Origin of the sequence: Flavobacterium sp. MEB061 (genome assembly GCF_000834715.1) — a bacterium.
Classification (GTDB): Bacteria; Bacteroidota; Bacteroidia; order Flavobacteriales; family Flavobacteriaceae; genus Flavobacterium; species Flavobacterium pectinovorum.
In genome coordinates this window covers 167,840-186,571 of sequence record NZ_JXQR01000014.1, presented here as the reverse complement: position 1 = coordinate 186,571, position 18,732 = coordinate 167,840, and the positions used below count along the sequence as shown (strand labels likewise).

Sequence of the window (18,732 nt, the reverse complement as noted above, 5' to 3'; positions counted from 1 at the left end):
TTATTGTTTTTGTACTTTGATGTCACATAAAATATAAGAACTTGCTCCGTTCTTAACCATATCTTTAATTTTTATGGCTCCTTTTCTTCCGTCTTGTGTTTTAAATAAAATGATTCTTGGGTAGACCAATCCAAATTGCTGTTCTCCTGCAGCGCTGTAACTTATATTTAAAGATTTTATCGGACTGTCATTTACCATAGCATCAAACTGCGATTCTGTGAAATTTAAGCCACAGTTACACAAGTTTTGAGAGTTTATAAAAATGGTACTTTGAGCATTTTGCAATGACAAAAATCCATAATTATTGGCCTGATCCGGAGATATAAATCTATTGTAAGTAAAATTGCTGTTTAATCCCTGAAAAACAATATCTATAAGACCGCTATTCTGGTCGTTTATTTCATTTGCTTTGTAAACCTGTCTCGTTACTGTCGAGAACATAGCTCCAATATTATTGTTGTTATGTGCCGAATTTATTCCTAATTTAATATTAGTTAATGTGCGCAAATTAGTATCTGGTAAAACTGTAATAGTCGATTTAAAAATTTGGCTTGTTTTGTCATTAAAAGCTTCTAAAGTAACTTCATGACTGCCTGCACTTGTAAAAACAACTTTAGGATTCTCTTCTGTTGATATGGATGGATTTCCGCCTTCAAAACTCCATTTATAACTAGTGGCACTAATCGATTTATTAGCAAAATTAATGGTTACGGGAGCCTCATTATCATCGTCTTCAAAATTTGGTTCATACGAAAACAGGCTCACTAAATAAGGAGCAACAGTTATGGTTTGAGTTTGTTTTTCTGACTCAAAACCATTTGAAACAGTTAGTGTTATAAGATGATCACCTGGAGTTGTAAACACCACATTTGGAGGTGTTTTTCCTGTAAAAATTGCTGGAACTCCATCCTGAAAATCCCATTTAAAAGTTAATCCTTCTCCAATAGTAGCATTCTTTAAAACGACCTCAACCGGAGAGTAATTGCTTTTTACAATTTCATGTGTAAACTCAATATTAATTCCCTCTTTTATTACTACACTTTTACTAAATTCTTTACGTTCTCCATCTACATTTGTAGCTATTAATTTAATAGTATAAGTTCCTTGCTTTTTATACATCACCTCACCCGGATTTTTTACAGACGAAATAGCAGGCTCACCACCTTCAAATGTCCATTCGTAAGTATCTGCTCCGGTAATTTTATTATCAATTTTAATAATGACAGGAATTGATTCATCTTTGTTGGCATACGAAGTCGTAAAATCACCCTCTATGACTATAGCGGTTTCCTGATAACAAGAAGTAATGACAATAAATAAGAGTAAGAGTAAAGTTTTTTTCATTCAATTTATTTTAAAACATTACAGCTTTTTATGGCTGTAATGTTTTTTATACTATATAAAATTTCTACTGCTAAAAAATTACAAATAGCGTTTGATTATTTTATCTTCAGAAAAGGCCCAAACAACATTGTTTTTGTATGCAATAGCACCAATTTTCTGGCTGTGTGTATAATCTAAAGTCCAGGCAGCACCCCCATTTGTAGTTTTGTATATTTTATTCTCTAAAATCGCCCAACCCGTATTAGCGTCTTTAAAAGTGAACTTAGTGAACAATTCGCTGTTGTAAACTTCAGTCCAAGAATCACCTCCATTGTTGGTTTTAAATAACTTCACGTCTAATAAAGATTGATTGTAATGATTAATTAAAAGAAAACCGTTTTCGTTATCAACAAAACAAATTTCTCTGGCAATATACCCCGCTTCTTCATTAACAAATGGATACTCTTTCCATCCATCAGTTGTATTATTTTTAAATAAAATAAAAGGTTTATTAACCCCCGCTGTAATAGGTTTATAACCAATTACCCAAATATGATTGTTATCAATTTTTGTTGATTGAAAAAGATTAGCAGTGGTACCGCTTAGTTCATAAGTTTTCGTAAAATCAAGTCCATTAGATGTTGTGTAGACCTTTCCATTTTGTGTCACAGCTGTTCCGTCTTTCATGTTGGCATCTACATATATACAGTAATAAACATCATTGATGTTTTCTATATTTGCGAATGCTTTTGTAACTACAGCACCACCCGCTGTTATTTTTGTCATTTTAGGATTTCCAATCCCACTGCTCCATCCTTCATTATTAGTAGTGACATGAAAGACCGAACCATCCGCCCATGGTTTCCATGTAATACCTCCGTCTGAAGTTTTAAAACTACCTGAAAAATAAACAATCTTATCACTTTCCATCTGAATATTAAATGTTTCCCCGTCTCTATCTAAGTTGTTCTCTTGTGCTATCCAACCTGTAAGAGAACGAGCAGGAAGAATACCAATATTACCTTCGTAATCATTTTTTACTTCGTTACTTATCGTTTTATTCTCTATTGTGAGTTCCAATTTTGGTAGAACTTTCTCCGTTTGAGGTAATACAAATTTAATTTCCGTAGCAGTAGCTGAAACAATTGTCGCTGCAACACCATCAAAAGTTATTTTGATATCGCTTGCTTTATCTGAAAAATTTTCGCCGTAAATACTTATTGTTTCGCCTGTTTCACCTGCATTTTTAGAATATGATGTTACTTTTGCTGTTTTTATGATAACAACCGGTGGTTCCGGAGTTGGAGTTGAATTATCTCCTGAATCTGAACTACAGCTATTTAACGTTAAAAAAAGTTGCAACACCACCACTAGTAAAATTCTCTTTTTCATTATTTTTATATTTCTGTTTACTTAATTATTTTTTACTTCCTAAAGTATAACCATTACCTACCAAAACCCTTGCAATATTCATCGCCGTAATATCTTTACTCATTTTATATCCTATAGGATTACCTCTATTATCAAAAGTTGCTTTTAGAACTTTCTTATCGAATGTAATCAGCTCCTGATTTAAAAATTTATCATAACCTGAAACCATTCCGGCTTTTGCAAACCATGTCGCTATCAGATAACCATCTAAGTCAGTAACTTCGTATTGTAACTCTCCGTTTGTAGACGGCGAAATCATTTTGATATATCCGATTTTTTTATCATTAGGATCCTGATTTTGTGCTTTTATACTATAAATAACACCTGTATCATCAATTGTTAATTGATAAGTATCTGCCAAACTGTTTGCCTTATCAATATCACCCTGAATTCCCATTTTTTTTGCGGCTATACCTGCTGATTCTCCGTTAATAAAACTTTCAATTGCTTCTTTAGTTAAGCCTTCTGCAGTAATATAATTTCTGTCAAACAATTCATAAATAATACTTCTGTCATAATTAAAGGCACTGAATTTTCTGCTCTTATTCTTAAATTCTAATTCGTTTGACTTTCCTGTAGCTTCATCTTTAAGTTCAATCCACGGAAGGTCCATCGAAGTATCGTTAGGAACACTCTTTAACTCAGCTGTCACGTAATAACTTTTATCTAAACTGTAAATTTTAAAAATTGGTTTTTTACCTTCTATGTAACCAATTATTTTTTCATCGAGTTTAATTTCTCCTTTATCGATTTTTATTTTTTGTGCAAAACTGCAAGTGCTTATTAGCACAATTAGTAGGGTCAAAATGTTTTTTTTCATAATGTTTATTCTTGTATTTATCTTTTGTTTTTGAAAGTTCTATTTACTTTCCGCTATTGATAATTTTTCATTATCAATTATTTTTTTATTTGCCTTATATCTTAAATGGTTAATATTAAGGGCGCTAAGTTAATAATTAAAGTAAGATAAATATTACTTTTATTTAATTATTGTTTTAATTATAAAAATTTATAATTTCCCTCTTCTTTCTAATTCTATAGAATCTATCTTTTGTCGGAGAATATTATATCTAATTTTTAGTAATCGAAATTCTAAAAAAATAGGCTTTATGAATTATTTTGTTTTTTTATATCGAATTAATAAATCTGAATGACTCATCGATGGTTCAAAAATTAAATTTGTTTGAATATATTCTTTCATCTTTACTATATCAACAAATACTTCTAATTCATAAAAATTAACAACATCCTCTATCAATTCTCGTTCATTGTAATAAAAAAGCGCATCACCATAAACCTTTAAATAATTTAAAAATTCTTTCTTTTCTTTTTCACCTATACTACGTTCACACTAGCAGAAAAACATAAAAATAATTGTTTTCATAAATAAACTTTAAGATTTTCATCATCAAAATCTAACCTTAAAAACTCATTCATTAGTGCTGATGGAAAAGCATAATTTGATTTTAATTCCCATTCTTCTTCGATAAACTAATATTTTTTCTTAATGTAAACTATTGGTTCTACATTGAACACAAATTCATCAATAGGTTTTCGTTCTTCCCATATTTCTTCCAACTCATTTTCTGCAACTTCATAAACAGGATCATAACCATGATTTTCATGATCCTTAAAATTAATTTGTGCTTCTGATAAAGGTCTAATCCTATAAAGCCCTGTATTTAATAAAACCTCGAGAAAAAACTTAAAACCCTTGTAGATACAAAACGTACTTACCTCAAAAGCGTTTTCGATAGCATTAAAAGTGACTTCTTTGTGTATTTTGTCTTTTAGTTCTATCTTATCATACTTTCTAAACCCTTTACTTAGTAATTTCTCATTGTAATCTGTTTGCAAAGCATAGAAATTATCAGTTTCCCAAAATCTACAATCAACTCCCATATGCCTGGCATATAAATCGTTTCTTATCATTTCTTATTGTTTTTTAAACAAATGGCTTATAATAACTTATTTTTTTCCGTGCTTCACTTTAACCTGCATTACTTCTATTAAACAATTTCTACAACTCCAAAAACACGACAACTATAATACCCTCCATATTCTTTAAAATTGAAAATAACTATAAATTCCTTATTACAAGTACTAGAAAATGTTTTCATGTAACGATACTCATGTTTTCTATCTTCATTTTCTAAATTTTCAATTTTATCAATCCCAATTTTTGCTAACTCTTCATAACTTATATTTTTTTCAACTATAACTTCTTCATAAAGCGATATTGATTTTTTTAGTGATAAGATTACTTGATGTTTCTCTCCTTTATCATTACAATAAAAAGTAACAGGAACTTCATCATCATAGTAGTTCACCGGAAAAGTCTCTTGACTTAATTGAATTTTCTTTACAAAAACCATATTTAATATCTTTATTATTACTTTCTATAGTTATTTAATTAACAATTTTAGCCCCTCATCTTTTACAAAATCACTAAATGTATTTTTGAATTTCAATATCTCTAATCCATCATTCAAAATGTATACCTCAGGATCATCTTTCCCTGATTCACAATCAAAAAAATAAAAGATATACCCTTGCCATTGTCCAAAAAAGAAATAACTATTTTTTATAAAAGGTTTTTCATTTTCCGTTTTTCTATCATCAAAATTTATCATTTCAATAACATCTGACTTATTTTCTTTCAATGAAGGATAAGTCATATAATAACTACCAAATAGGTTACCTGTATGACTACCAAACTCCAATAAGTATTCTTTATAAGCCAATGGAAGTTTTAGTTGAAAGTCATTTTCAATTTCATCTATTATTTCACTTGTAATTCCTTTTGAATTACCAATTTCTGATTTATAATGTGTCAAAAAAGATAAGTATTGCATAGTTTTTATTTTAATAATGTAATTTCGGACTTGTAATAACTCTAATTTTTACACTAGGAAACATATCACTAAATTGTTGAAATATTGCTGAACAGGAAGGACAAGGACAAAGATCACTTGTTACCTTAATTTCTCCCTCAACATTAGGATATTTATTCCCTTTAACGGCATTTTTTTGTTTAGCAAAATATTCTAAACCTATTGATTCAGTATCTAAATGTCTTGTGGCAATAGAGGGTTCAAAAACTCTTTCACCATTTTTTAGTTTTATTATAAAGTCTTCGGGAATGAATTGAGAACTATTTGCCATTTGATTATTATATCCCTCACCACTTGCAATTAATTTCTGTTGTCCATCAAATTCAATTTTAGCTAAATTTCTTTTATTTCCAATTTCATAAGTAGATTTAGTTTCCTTAACAAACTTATCCCAATTTGAATCAGAAAGCTCAACTATAATTTTTGAATTATTCTTACATAGATTTCTGAATCCCTGAAAATCAACCTCATTCAAGACATTAGAAAATAAATTATCGATATTAGTACCTAATGCTTTTCTAGGTTCTTGAATTATCTTGCCAACAAGGCTATTATATTTCCCGTTAGGTGATTTTTCTATTGTGATTTTTAAGTACCCCTCTTCTGCAAGTTGTGTAAATGTTTTAGGATAGCCACTAGATTCTCTCGGTATATTCCATTTAGTTTGTTTTCCTAATCCTTTCTCATTAAACCAAGGTATAATACTCGAAGTTTCTGCATCAAATGGTAATTTTTTAATAATTTCGATAGTATATTTAACATCATACTCGTTTTCGGCAATATTCAACGCTCTCTGCGTAAATGAATATGGGACACCTTCAACAGGAGATGTGAAATTTCCTGTAAGTACTGGCACTCCATTTTCTATTTTTAAAATACCTCCATATCGATCATACTTTTGTCCAACATCTAACGAATGCTTAAACATATTGAATCCACCATTGGCCGGTGGCCAAATAATTTTATTTCCAATAGGAGTAACTTGAAGATTAATTGAGTATTCTTTATAGATAACTTCTAATTTTCCCCACTGCTTTTGTTTATAATAATTCCAAACTTCACCTCTTATTCTACTAGGTAATTTATCAATGTTTGTAAATTGTTGGTTTAAAGTACTCTCAAAAGCTTTTTGATTAACAAATAAATCATCTACTATTTTAGATTTATTAGGATACCACCATGTTTTAAACTTATTAATATCACTTCCTATTACAAGCAATTCTGCATCAGAAGTATTTTTCCAAAGTGTAGCAAATGCATCATAATCTTCAGTAAAATTAGTAATGTCATCTAATTCTCTTAAAACATCATCAGATGCTTTTCCAAAAGTTGATACTAATCTATTTTTTGTAACCAGATCAAAAACTTCAAATTGTTCTTTTAATGCATTTAATTTGAGTGCTTGTAATCTATTCCCAAAAAATGTAATATCAAGAGTTGTATTCTGCATTTTACTAATGCCTCTCCAAACATTCATTAATTCTACTCCAGCAAAATCAAATGATTTCATTTTTGAGTAAAATGCTTTTGTACTACGAACTAAATTTACTTTACTTAAGTTACTGGCTAAATTATAAATGTTAGCTCCAGCATCAGCAATCATAACAGAGTTGTAGAAAAATTCCCAAGCATCATAATATGATTCATATTTTTCTTTAAATGCAGGATCTTGATTTAGTTTTAGTCTGTCTTTCTTTATTAATTCATCTCCAGCTGCAACTACACCTCCTGCATAAGTTAAATATGCCAAATAAGAAGTCCCTCCTGTAAATGTTGCTGTAACTACTGCTGCTCCCATGGCAACCCCATTACCTAATGAACGAATACTTTGGTTTGTATCATCGTCTATAATAGCTTGTTGATAGGCTGCTGCCATAAAAGCCGGCACTGTATATTCGACTCCTTGCTCTATACCTAAGTTTAGGTAATTTCGGGAAGCAATCATAATTACAGGTTCAAACAAGTTTACATTTAACTCATACCTTTCAGTAAAATCTTTTGGTTCATTACCCGGCAATGTTATATAAACTCCATCTACTTTTTTAAGCAGTGTATGCTGAAAACTTATAGAATTACTTTCACCAATTTTTACAAAACTATTACCTAAAATTTGTGGCTTGAATTTTACATTATCTTTAATGTCTATAAAATTAAAAGAACCACTGCCATCATCTACCGTTCCTAAATAAACAGGGTTAATACTTGCCACTGGATAGTCAAAACTACTAAATCCATTAGGGCCTATATCTACCATCGTAGCTATCGTTGGCTTAATTCCTAAATCTTTATAGTACTTGGAAACCCAGGCTGATAATCCTCGAAACAATGGAACAATTTCTGACATTGTTGCATCGTTATTAGTAAGCATGCCTCCCCTGCTTTTATCAAATATATTTTTTATCCATTCAGAATTATTTTTCATGAAACCATCCTTCAACAGTTTTAATCTATCTTCCTCTGGAGTAGTAAGAATCAAATTATCTAAAAAGAAAGTATCCCCAAAAGAAAGAGCGGTCTTGCTAAATTCCCAATCAGCATCATCTTTTGCTTTGTTAATTAAATTATCAAGAAGAATAATTCTTAAATTAATATCTATATTCTCAAAAAGGCAATCTTTGTAATTTGTTTCTAATATTTTATTAGTTTCTTTTGATGAAGTATTAGCAGTAATAACACTTATATCTATTAATTCAAACTTTAATAATTCTTTAATGTTATCCGCAGTACAATTCAAAGGTGCCTTTGAGCCAGTCATTGTCCAACCTTTTTCTTTAGGATCTTCAGTTGAATTAGAATTAAAATCTACACAGTTTAAAACGTTTGCATTAATTTGATTCTTTTTAATAATAGAAAGTAATCCATTAGCTGTTTGATACTCATTAGCAATTTCACTAAATTTAAGATCCAAAAAACCTGCTGGGCAATCTACATAATTATAAAATACCGTAATTAAAGATTGTGCTTTTGGGGTAACGGTAATAGGATTGAAAACTTCATCTTTTGAATCTTTAGTCTTATATACTTTTTTATCATTATCCCAGTAATAGTGCTTGATGTTTTTAAATGCCTTAAGCTGCTTATCATAATTGTAAGTTACGAAGCCTGGACATGTCCCAGAAGGAATTAAAATATTAGATTTCTCAAAAGTTAATATGTTAGATTGCGGAATGTTAACAATTCTATAATCCGGAGTTACTACATAATTTGCAAATTCTCCACTAGCCTGACTCTGAAACGCATACAATTTAAACACAGGATCATTAATTTGTTTCCAATCCTGATGATTTAAAGCTGTTCCTGAGCTATAATCCATTAACAAATCAGTACTTGATTCAGAAGTTTTGTAAACCTCAAATGGGTGCTCTAACTTAAAGATACCATGACCTAATTCGTGTGCGGGAGTTTTATCTAATCCAGTTTTAAATACATAACCAAACTGCCCATTCAAACGCATATATCCTTGTTGTCCAGTGCTTGAATTTTTATCTGTTACAAAAAGCACATAACTTGATTCTGTACTTTGGTATAAACTGTTTATGCTTTGTTGATCTGCACTATAGGTTGATGTAAGTGTGTTTTTCTCCGTCTGGATCGTATTTCCTGAAACTACACTGTTTATATTTAGTACTTTCTCTTTTGTAAAGTTTATTTTAATCCCTACTTTATTATAAATTGCTTGAGTACTTGCAATAACTTGATCCAATTTCTTTTCTGAAACTTCATCGGTAGGAACTAACGCAACATTAACATTTTTTGGAGAAATATCTACAAGCATAAAAGCGCCGATAACTTTCCATTTTTTCCCCTCTTTTATAGTCGCTAATATTTGTTGGTCAGCATAACTCAGGCTTCCTTTTACCGTTATTACAAAAACTTTATCATTTCTTTTAAAGTCGATTTTAGCACCATTTTGAGTTTTAAAAACAATACTGTCCAATTTTACATTGGTATCTGTAACGGTTACTGTACCTAGCAATGTATCTGAATCGCCATTTAAAACTGCTTTGTAAGGAAGCGCTACGTCACCAACTTTTTTGTATAACTTTTGTAAAGCTGCTGATGCATTATCGGGCATTACATCAAAAGCATATTTACTTTTAGATCCATTACTTGTATTTTCATTGTTTGAAAATACAATACTAATTCCTTTGGCAGTAAATGCTGTAGCCTGACCGCTTTTATCTACTCCATCCGTATTTTCAGGATTTGGCTTTCCTCCCTGAGCAAATTCAGTACCTTGATTGCTGCCATTTCCACTGCTGTCTACGTTATAAACTTTAGGCGGAATGTCATTTCCTTCAGCATCTTTTCCTCCACTATCTGTGATAACTGTATCTTTTCCTCCGGGAATGGTTACTTGTTGCCCATCAACACCATTTACAAGTATATCACCATTGGCATTAATAACAATATCTTTAATTATAAACGGAACAGTTTCTTCGATCTGTCCTCCTTGACCTTCGCCGGTGAAATCTTCTACATCAGTAACATTTTTCCAATCCGAATTATAGCTTGTCTCAACAACACCGCTAATTAATTGATAATCTGTATTGATGACAATATCCTTAAACTCAACAGCAATTTTGGTATCTGCTAAATAAGGCACTATAATATATCCTTTACCAGAGTATGGACTGTTTTCACCCTGAAGCTCTAAAATCGTAACCGGAAAATCTCCCGCTTTAAAAGTTTCACTCTGAATTAAATTCGTAAGCGGTTTTTGATTCTGAATATTGATTTGAGGAACAATACCACAATTATATGCCGGAACACCAGTTGTTTCTGTAGGTGTTGTAAAAGTGTTTATTCCTGAATACGTAAATGACTGAACGCCTTCGCTTACAGGGTCGCAACTTGAGCCTACTCTAAACTGATACGTTACACCTGGTTCTAAATTGGTGATTAAGGTTTGTTTGTTTAAACTGTATGTCGAAAACCATTGCGCGTTGCGTACATCTTGCTTTTTGTATTGTACCTGATAACGGGTATGTTCCGGTATTCCTTCCCAAGTGATTTTTACACTTTTAGAACTCTGAGATTCGCTTAACAAAAAGGTTGGAGCAGCACAAGAAGCAGTATATTTAAAGGAATATATCTCACTATAGCCATCATTTTTAAATACCGCATTCTCTGAAAGTCCGGTAGTCGATATAGCTTTTACACGCCATGCGTATCGCAGACCGGGAGTAAGAGTTGGCATACTCAAATTATACAACAAAGCGGTTCCGAAAAGTGTTTCCTCATATAAAATGAGAGACATTTGAAACCCAATTTGAGGATCTAACGTTGGGTCGATGAGCTGTTTTAATTCGAATTTATACGATATATTGGTCGCATTTATTTGACGCGGAGTCCAGGTAAATAAAATATTCGGAAATTCTGTCGACGCAATTTGCTCGTTTTTTTGTGGTGTATTTAATAATGGTGGATCATTTAAAATCAGATACAAACTGGCACAACTTTTCTGTGAGATCTTTTGGTTGGTTACAAAATCGTACATCTCAAAACAAAAATTGTACATTCCTTCCGGCAACGGATTAGCATATTGAGCCGGAGAAATTCCCTGTAGATTTTCTAACCTAAAAAGGGCGGAAATATCGGTATTAGTCAGTGTTTGTAATTCTCCTCCGTTTATAAAAATAGGTCGCTGTCCTTGTATAAAATCACTACTTTGTATATTAAGTCCATTGCCTTGTATGTATAATTTTAAACGTACCTGCCTTTGCGATATAGAAATATCGGTAGGATTTATCAGCAACTGCATTTTAGTATCCATACTAGTCGCATAATCTGATATTTTGACACTGTACGGACTATTAAAAACAGGTGTTAGCTGAACTGGATATAATTGCGCATATCCGGTTACACTAAAAAATAGAAATAGAACAAATAAATGTATGTTATTGAAAAGGTTCTTCATTTTTTTAATAGATGATAATTTTTTTAACCAATGTTTGTTGTCCCGTTTCTAATACTAAAATATACATTCCAGATTCTAATGACGTCTCAAAATCTATTTCATATTTTTTCTTCCCTGAATCATTTTTCTGAATCATCGTATTTTGTCCCGTCGTAGAGAATAACCTTAAATTCACAGCACTAGTATTTTCTAAAGTTACAAGCGCTTTAAAATTACCGTTACTTGGATTTGGCGTTACAATAAAATCTACAATAAATTGCGATGCAGTACCTGTATTTGGTAAACCACTTCGTTTTTCAACAGTAATATTTTTACTGAATGTTGCGTAACATTCCCCTTGCGTTTGCTCTAAACCAATGGCATAAACACCTGTTGCATCAAACTTAAGGGTTATGTATTTTTCCTTTTGTTCAACAATTTTTACTCCGTCAGGAATTACCCATTTGGTACTTTCTCCAAAAGGATTACTGGTATTGACTAAAATTACTTCTTCATCTAAATAAGCTTGTGAGCTCAATAAAAACTCTGAACTAATAATTGCCTGACTTGTTTTTATTACAATTTCATCTTCGCTAATACAGCCTAAAGCTGTAGTTACTTTTACAGTATAGGTTCCTGCTTTTGACAGCGTTACTTTTGCATCATTTGATGTAAACCCAGTTGTAGAAGTCCAGTTGTATTTTGCATTTGTATCTGCAATTGTAGCGTCTAAATCTAAAACCTGATCATTACAAAGCGTTCTGTCTTTTCCTAAATCAACAACAATTTGATTTGGATCTTTTAGAACAAATCTCTTTTTATACACGCAGCAGTCCGGACATGTAATGGCTACTTCATAATTTCCTGCTGCAAGATTATTAAGGTCTTTTGTGGTTTCTCCTGTGCTCCATAAATAGGTGTAAGGTAAATTTCCTCCTGTAACATTAAGCTGGATTGATCCATTATTGCCGGTATAACAAGTAGGGTTTTTAACTGTTTCAGTACTAAGTATTCCTTTGGGATCACCCACAAAAATACTTCCCTGAATAGTACAGCCTTTTGCATCGGTTATCATTACAAAATAATTATTGGTTGTAATGTTCTCTATTTTTGCTGTTGTATCTCCGTTTGTCCACTCATATGTGTAGGGAGCAGTTCCGCCTGTTACATGTGCTTCTGCCCATCCGTCATCTCCATTATTACAGCTCGCATTTAATTTTGTAAAAGTCAGATTCAATTTTGCAGGCTCCGGCATAAACTGCGTAACATCTATTTCTTTTACTAAAACATTATTTACATAAGTACCCAATTTTATTCCATTAGCATCTTCAATATTAAGAGCATAAGTTCCATCTGAAATATTTTCTACTGTTTCGTCATGATCATTCCAAAGTATCCACGAACCGTCTTTCTGCTGTTTTTTCCAGGTATAGTAATAAAGCAATCCGTTATTTTGATTTGGTTTCAACTGAATTCCACCTTTAACATGAGCTGTTAAAATTCCGTCCTGTGATTCATCTCTTTGACCATCCTGTGGATTAAAATCAGTCTCATTTCCAAATTCATTACTCACATTACAGGAAATAGTACGAACTATTTCAAAAGTAACTTCAAGCGGATCCGGATCATCCAGACTTGTAACCGAGTTTGCTACCGTACAACTTATTTTATTTGTTGCAGCATCATAATTACGATCACGAACGGTTAAGCTGTAGGTTTCCTCGTCAAGACCGTTTAATGAGATCGTGTAAATACCATTATTAAAACTGGTTGTAGTGGCAGTTTGTAATATTCCTTTACTGTTTTTCCACTCAAACCAATAGGTATTGTCTAAGAAAATAGTACCGCCGGTAATTTCTACAACAATCTTTCCATTAGTAGCCTTATAAAAACTAGGGTTAAGAATTTCAGTATATTTGATAGAAAGAGGGCTCAATGGCTCTGTAATTTTTACATCTGCCTGAGTTGTACATCCTTTTGCATCTGTAATAAACACCCAATAATCACCTTTCTTCAAAACGACATTTTCTTTATCTTCTACTCCGTTAGACCATTTATAATCATACGGAGGTGTTCCTCCTACAGGATTTGCTGTTGCCCAGCCATCATTTCCTCCATTACAATAAACGTCTCCATGTGTAATGGTTACCGATAATTTTGGAGGTTCCTGCATAAGTTGGGTTACATCAATTTCCTGCGTAAGCTGGTTATTGACATAAGTTCCAAGCATGATCCCATTTCTGTCTTTTATGTTTAATGCATAATTTCCATGGGAAAGATTCGTAGCCGTTTCTCCTTTAATATTAGGCAAAGCTGTCCATGAACCATCAGTTTCTTGTTTTTTCCAGTAAAAATAATATGGAAGACCATTATTTGACGAAGTTGCCAATGGAGTACCACCAGTTACATGAGCCATTAAAATACCATCCTGTGACTCATCACGCTGGCCATCTTGTGGTGCAGTATCTGTATTATTACCAAATTCGTTGCTTGTATTACAAGAAATGTCTCGAATAATTTCAAAAACAACTTTTAAAGGATCAGGCTCATTAAGTCTTACTTTCGATTCTATTACTGAACAATTAACAATCTGATTTGTTCCTTCGTTATAATTTTTATCTTTTACAGTTAAAAAATAATCATCCGCAGGAACTCCGTTTAAAGTAATGGTGTAGATTCCATTTTCTACTGCTGCAGTTGTGGTTTGTAATGTTCCTACTGCATTTTTCCACTCATAATTATATAGTGGTTCATTATCATTCGGCGTTCCGCCTGTTATTTTGGCTATAATTCTTCCGTTTGTTGCCCCAAAGAATGTAGGGGTAAAAATTTCATAATACTCAATTGCTACCTGAGAGGTTGGTTCGCCAATTACAACACTGCCTTTTATAAAGCAATCATTACCATCTGTAACCTCAACAAAATATTCTCCTTTTGTTAATTGAGATACTTTATTTTTATCAATAATTCCGCCACCGGTATTATACCAGGTAAATTTATAAGAACCCGTTCCTCCGGTTACAATCGCTTCGGTCCAGCCATTGTTGCCCTCAAAACAGGAAACATTTCCTGAATTAAAAGACAATTCAAGTTTTGTAGGCTCTATAATACTTTTTGTTGTTGGAATTGCCGTTATTAAATCCGTAGTGCTGTAATCACCTTGTACTATTCCGTTGGCATCTTCAACATTTAATGAATAGTTTCCTTGTGAAATACCTTCTATAGATGCCGTTTTCTCCCCTGTTAATTCCTCCCACAAATTGGTTACAGTATTGTATTTGGACCAGGTATATTTGTATGGCAAACCATTATTTGCTGATCCTGTAAATTTGATTCCTCCAACAACTGTTGCCGTAAAAACTCCGTCTGAGAATTTTTCCGCTTCTGAATCAGAATTCTCACTGTTACACGAAATTGGATGGGTTTCTGTTATTGTTATTACAATTTTACCCGGCTCAGTTAATGTCTCCGATGATTCGATAACAGAACAGCCTGCTTTATCTATTGCCGTATTGTAATTTTTGTCTTTTACAGTTAGTTTATATTCTCCGTCAGGAACATTATCTAATGTAATATTATACGTTTTATCTGCCGAATTGTACTGACCCGTGGCTGGCAAAAGATCTCCAGCGATATTCCTCCATTCAAAGTTGTATGTTTTATCATCTTTTATTGTACCGCCGCTTATGGCAGCCACAATTTTTCCGTTAGCTGCACCTTTAAAAGTCGGATCCTTTTTCAAAGTATAACTTAACGATAAAGGTGATACTGGCTGTGATATTTTCTTTTCTCTTACTATTTCTTCTTCTAATACAATCTTTCCGTCTAACAATGATTGCTCTCTTGCGATACAACCATTCATATCTTTTACTTTTATCTTATAAGTACCAGGTGCTAACCCAGCAAGAAGATAAGGTGCATCATTTGGAAATGGATTCCAATTGACTCCATTATCCAACGAATAATAATCTTTTCCTCCAGCAACACGAGTTCCTCCAGTTGGACTAATTAAAATAGATCCATCCTGAGATCCGTTACATTGTACATTTGTTTCTGTTAATGTAAAGTCAAGCGGGGGTGGCGATTTGATAGTAAAGGTAGTAAGAGCAAATAAATCTTCATTTACGGCAGTGTTTAATCCATCCTTAAATCCAATTAATTGCAAAATATAAGTACCAGCTCTTAAATTAGGAATATTAAAAGTTTTATCTGCTCCAATTCCCAAAATACCATTATATCCTGCAGGAGTTCCTGTGCCTGCATCAATAAGAGTATAGTTTAATTGTTCATTTTTTAACAAAGTCCTGTTAAAAAAAAGCTGCACAGAACCATCATCAGTATCAGTGCATTTTGGTTGATTTTGTGTAAAAGATACAACTTCTGGCGCAGATAAACGTATTGTATAAGTTATTAAAGTACTCAATCCCGGAGTTTCTGAACAGGGTTTTATTCTAAAATATATATATTTTCCAATATTTAATCCTGTATTTTCTCCCAAAATATCTACCGCATCTACAGTTATGCTTGGTTTGGTATTATATAGAGGTAGATCTTCCCACTGTGTTGCTGTTGCATTTGGCACTAAAGTGTACTGCCATCTATAATAATGCGTATCATAGCCGGGAGTAGCAATAATTGTTTTTTTTGTATGAGTGGGTAAAATATCATCTCCAACGCGATTAACATAAAATTTGGGTTCTATTTTATAATTGAATGTTACATTAGACATCCTAGGGGAATAGCTTCCGCTAAAACTTCCGGAAGGACAAAATGTATCTATATTTTTAGATATTGTGCTATTTGCATCTGTGCCGCTCCTGAAATTCACAAATACATAACATTCAACAGAAACTGGTTTAGAATTTCTATTAAAAGCAGCTATATCTAAATTAACCTCACGATCGCCATTATTACGAATATCTCTTGTATAAGCATTTGAACTTGTGCCGTCTTTATACCGAACTGTTATTCGGATATTTGAACTGGTCCTGTTTTTAACACCTGCGTTAATAGAATAACTAAGGTTTGAAATTTTAATAACGTAATCTGTTCCCTGAGCAAAACTAAACCCCGAAACCAACAAAAACATCAATAAGTAAATCTTCTTCATAGGCTTAATATATAACTGTTATAGCTTCTGCCTTTGCAGGACTATCACTTTCCAGATTAGGAATCAAATGATATTCGTATTCCTGATTAATTTTTAAATTTTTATCTTCTAAAGTAAAAACGTTTGCGTTTAATTCCTTCCATAAAGTTGGCGGAGTACCTTTTACATTTTTATAAATACTTAACCCCAGGATTTTGCCTTTATTTTTTGCATAATCCCAGCTTAATACTATCTTTTTATTTTCTCTATCTGGTAATCCTTGCAAAAATGTAATTACTTTAACGGGAGTAAAGTTTAATACATTTACGGTTATTATAGAATTATCTAATGACGACCAAAGATTACTTTTATCTTTTGCCAGAATGGCGTATTGGTATGTTTTTCTATTCTCTACTCTGTCATCTGTAAATTCCTGGATGGTATCATTTATCTGTTTAATCTCCAACCATTTTTCCTGTCCTTTCTCTATCCTTCTAAGACTATATCCTACTACATCTTCACTATAACTGCGTATCCATTTTAAATGTACTTTGCCATCTTTATTGTCATAATCCTTAAAAATCGGAGCCGCTGGCGGAATTTTATCCGGTTTATCCAACACTAAAACATCAGATGGATCTGAAATATTAAATCGCATGTCTTCTGCAGCAATCCTATAATAGACTTTGCTGTTCGTCATTTTAAGACTTACGCTGTCTTTGTAATCATTACCCACATACGATTTGTGATAAATATCTACAAATTCTTCATCAGGATTATTGGCTTTTAAAATTCGATAACCTCTTAAATCTTTTTCCAGATTGGCTTTCCATTTCAATCGCACCACTCCAAGGCTATCTATTACACCTTCTAATCCTATTGGTTTTGCAGGAGGTATAGAATCTACGGGCTGAACCAACATACTTTGAGAAGTCAAACGCTGGTTGTTTTTACCAACAACAGAAATGGTAAAATAATTGGACGGATATAAATTCTCTTTAAAATTGAGTTTTCTCTCCGACGGAGGAATCATTTTAGAAACTACTTTATACGGACCTTTGTCATTATTGGCTAAATTGATTTCATAACCCTGAATAAAACCTTCAGAATCTTTAGGGTAATCCCATTCTAAATTAACCTCGTTTGAGTTAACAATATTATAATCTACAAGCCTTGCCGGAGTAACTATAGCAGCCACCCCTTTTGCAGTAATAGGTTTTGTCAATTCTCCTTTTTCTCCAAATGAAGTTATACCATATAACCTATATTGATATATTTTGTCGTTTACGCTAAGCGTATCGATATAATACATCGATTTTGAAGGATGTTCATCTTTATCGTTCAGGTTTACTAAAGGCGTAGTAGCGATGGGGCTAAAATTGACTCCGTCTGAAGATTTCTCTACCATAAAAGAAGTATAAATTCTTTTAAAAGTTTCATAATCCCATGATAGCATTACTTTTTTGTCGTCAGGAATTGCAATAAAATCAGTAGGAGCAGGTAAAGCGGTATAATCTTTCAGACCAATCATATAAGATGATTCCTTGACCTTTGGACTTTCGAAAACACTCACCTGATAAGCATAAACTTCATTTTTCTTTACATTCGTATCTACAAGTCCCCAACCTGCCTTTAATGCACCTTCAAAGCTCATATCGGCTGCATATAAAGCAAAAGTATATCGCTGATCCAGTTCGTCGGCCATATTTACTATTTTGGACAAATCTCCTTCTTTCGCTGCAGTTACTTCAAAACTTTCACCATAAATAGATTGAGCGATAATAGCAATATTATTATCTTTTTGTACTAAATCAAGCCAGGAATCTAAAGGCTCAGGCACTAATGGTTTTGGAGTAAGTAGTATTTTTTCGGGTTTTGGCAAAACAACACCATCCCTTAATATCGTTGTCCTTGTAATTACAAATCCTTTTTTATTTGCTTTTTGCCATTCACTTGGAGAGTTTATTGCCCAACGAATCAAAATTTTATCTTTTTGAGCTCTGGCATTGACCATTACAGTAGCTTTTTTGGTCTGAGAATACGATAAGGATACAAATAATATGAATAAAAAAAGAAGCTTGCTTTTTGACATTAAT

At 32.5% G+C, this 18,732-nt stretch carries 9 protein-coding genes; all 9 read right to left on the bottom strand.

What is annotated here, in order from left to right; all coding sequences use genetic code 11:
* The 9 genes from RT99_RS06375 to RT99_RS06330 all read right to left on the bottom strand — a co-directional run bounded on the left by RT99_RS06375 (position 1) and on the right by RT99_RS06330 (position 18,728).
* Positions 1-1,344: a PKD domain-containing protein gene (locus tag RT99_RS06375; RefSeq protein WP_042563895.1), complete on the bottom strand. Its 1,344-nt coding sequence runs from the start codon at positions 1,342-1,344 to the stop codon at positions 1-3.
* Between the two features lie 78 nt (positions 1,345-1,422).
* On the bottom strand, positions 1,423-2,715 hold the full coding sequence (locus RT99_RS06370) for an IPT/TIG domain-containing protein (protein ID WP_042563894.1): 1,293 nt from the start codon (positions 2,713-2,715) through the stop codon (positions 1,423-1,425).
* A gap of 25 nt (positions 2,716-2,740) precedes the next feature.
* A complete protein-coding gene (locus RT99_RS06365) occupies positions 2,741-3,574 on the bottom strand; it encodes a hypothetical protein (RefSeq protein ID WP_042563893.1) in 834 nt (277 codons plus the stop codon).
* A gap of 671 nt (positions 3,575-4,245) precedes the next feature.
* Positions 4,246-4,686, bottom strand: a complete 441-nt coding sequence (locus RT99_RS06360) for a hypothetical protein (RefSeq protein ID WP_042563892.1) — start codon at positions 4,684-4,686, stop codon at positions 4,246-4,248.
* 77 nt (positions 4,687-4,763) lie between these two features.
* Positions 4,764-5,129 carry a hypothetical protein gene (locus RT99_RS06355; protein ID WP_042563891.1) on the bottom strand — a complete coding sequence of 122 codons (366 nt, stop codon included), beginning with the start codon at positions 5,127-5,129 and terminating at the stop codon, positions 4,764-4,766.
* Between the two features lie 30 nt (positions 5,130-5,159).
* Positions 5,160-5,609 carry an SMI1/KNR4 family protein gene (locus RT99_RS06350; RefSeq protein ID WP_042563890.1) on the bottom strand — a complete coding sequence of 150 codons (450 nt, stop codon included), beginning with the start codon at positions 5,607-5,609 and terminating at the stop codon, positions 5,160-5,162.
* Between the two features lie 10 nt (positions 5,610-5,619).
* On the bottom strand, positions 5,620-11,568 hold the full coding sequence (locus RT99_RS24620; RefSeq protein ID WP_082036924.1) for a deaminase domain-containing protein: 5,949 nt from the start codon (positions 11,566-11,568) through the stop codon (positions 5,620-5,622).
* Between the two features lie 4 nt (positions 11,569-11,572).
* On the bottom strand, positions 11,573-16,657 hold the full coding sequence (locus RT99_RS06335) for a T9SS type A sorting domain-containing protein (RefSeq protein ID WP_082036923.1): 5,085 nt from the start codon (positions 16,655-16,657) through the stop codon (positions 11,573-11,575).
* Between the two features lie 4 nt (positions 16,658-16,661).
* Positions 16,662-18,728 carry a fibronectin type III domain-containing protein gene (locus RT99_RS06330; RefSeq protein ID WP_042563888.1) on the bottom strand — a complete coding sequence of 689 codons (2,067 nt, stop codon included), beginning with the start codon at positions 18,726-18,728 and terminating at the stop codon, positions 16,662-16,664.
* Positions 18,729-18,732: the final 4 nt, after the last annotated feature.

Coding starts and splice junctions, on each gene's coding strand:
- RT99_RS06350 (WP_042563890.1), bottom strand. CDS start 5,609: ATGCAATACTTATCTTTTTTGACACATTATAAATCAGAAATTGGTAAT.
- RT99_RS06375 (WP_042563895.1), bottom strand. CDS start 1,344: ATGAAAAAAACTTTACTCTTACTCTTATTTATTGTCATTACTTCTTGT.
- RT99_RS06360 (WP_042563892.1), bottom strand. CDS start 4,686: ATGATAAGAAACGATTTATATGCCAGGCATATGGGAGTTGATTGTAGA.
- RT99_RS06335 (WP_082036923.1), bottom strand. CDS start 16,657: ATGAAGAAGATTTACTTATTGATGTTTTTGTTGGTTTCGGGGTTTAGT.
- RT99_RS24620 (WP_082036924.1), bottom strand. CDS start 11,568: ATGAAGAACCTTTTCAATAACATACATTTATTTGTTCTATTTCTATTT.
- RT99_RS06330 (WP_042563888.1), bottom strand. CDS start 18,728: ATGTCAAAAAGCAAGCTTCTTTTTTTATTCATATTATTTGTATCCTTA.
- RT99_RS06365 (WP_042563893.1), bottom strand. CDS start 3,574: ATGAAAAAAAACATTTTGACCCTACTAATTGTGCTAATAAGCACTTGC.
- RT99_RS06355 (WP_042563891.1), bottom strand. CDS start 5,129: ATGGTTTTTGTAAAGAAAATTCAATTAAGTCAAGAGACTTTTCCGGTG.
- RT99_RS06370 (WP_042563894.1), bottom strand. CDS start 2,715: ATGAAAAAGAGAATTTTACTAGTGGTGGTGTTGCAACTTTTTTTAACG.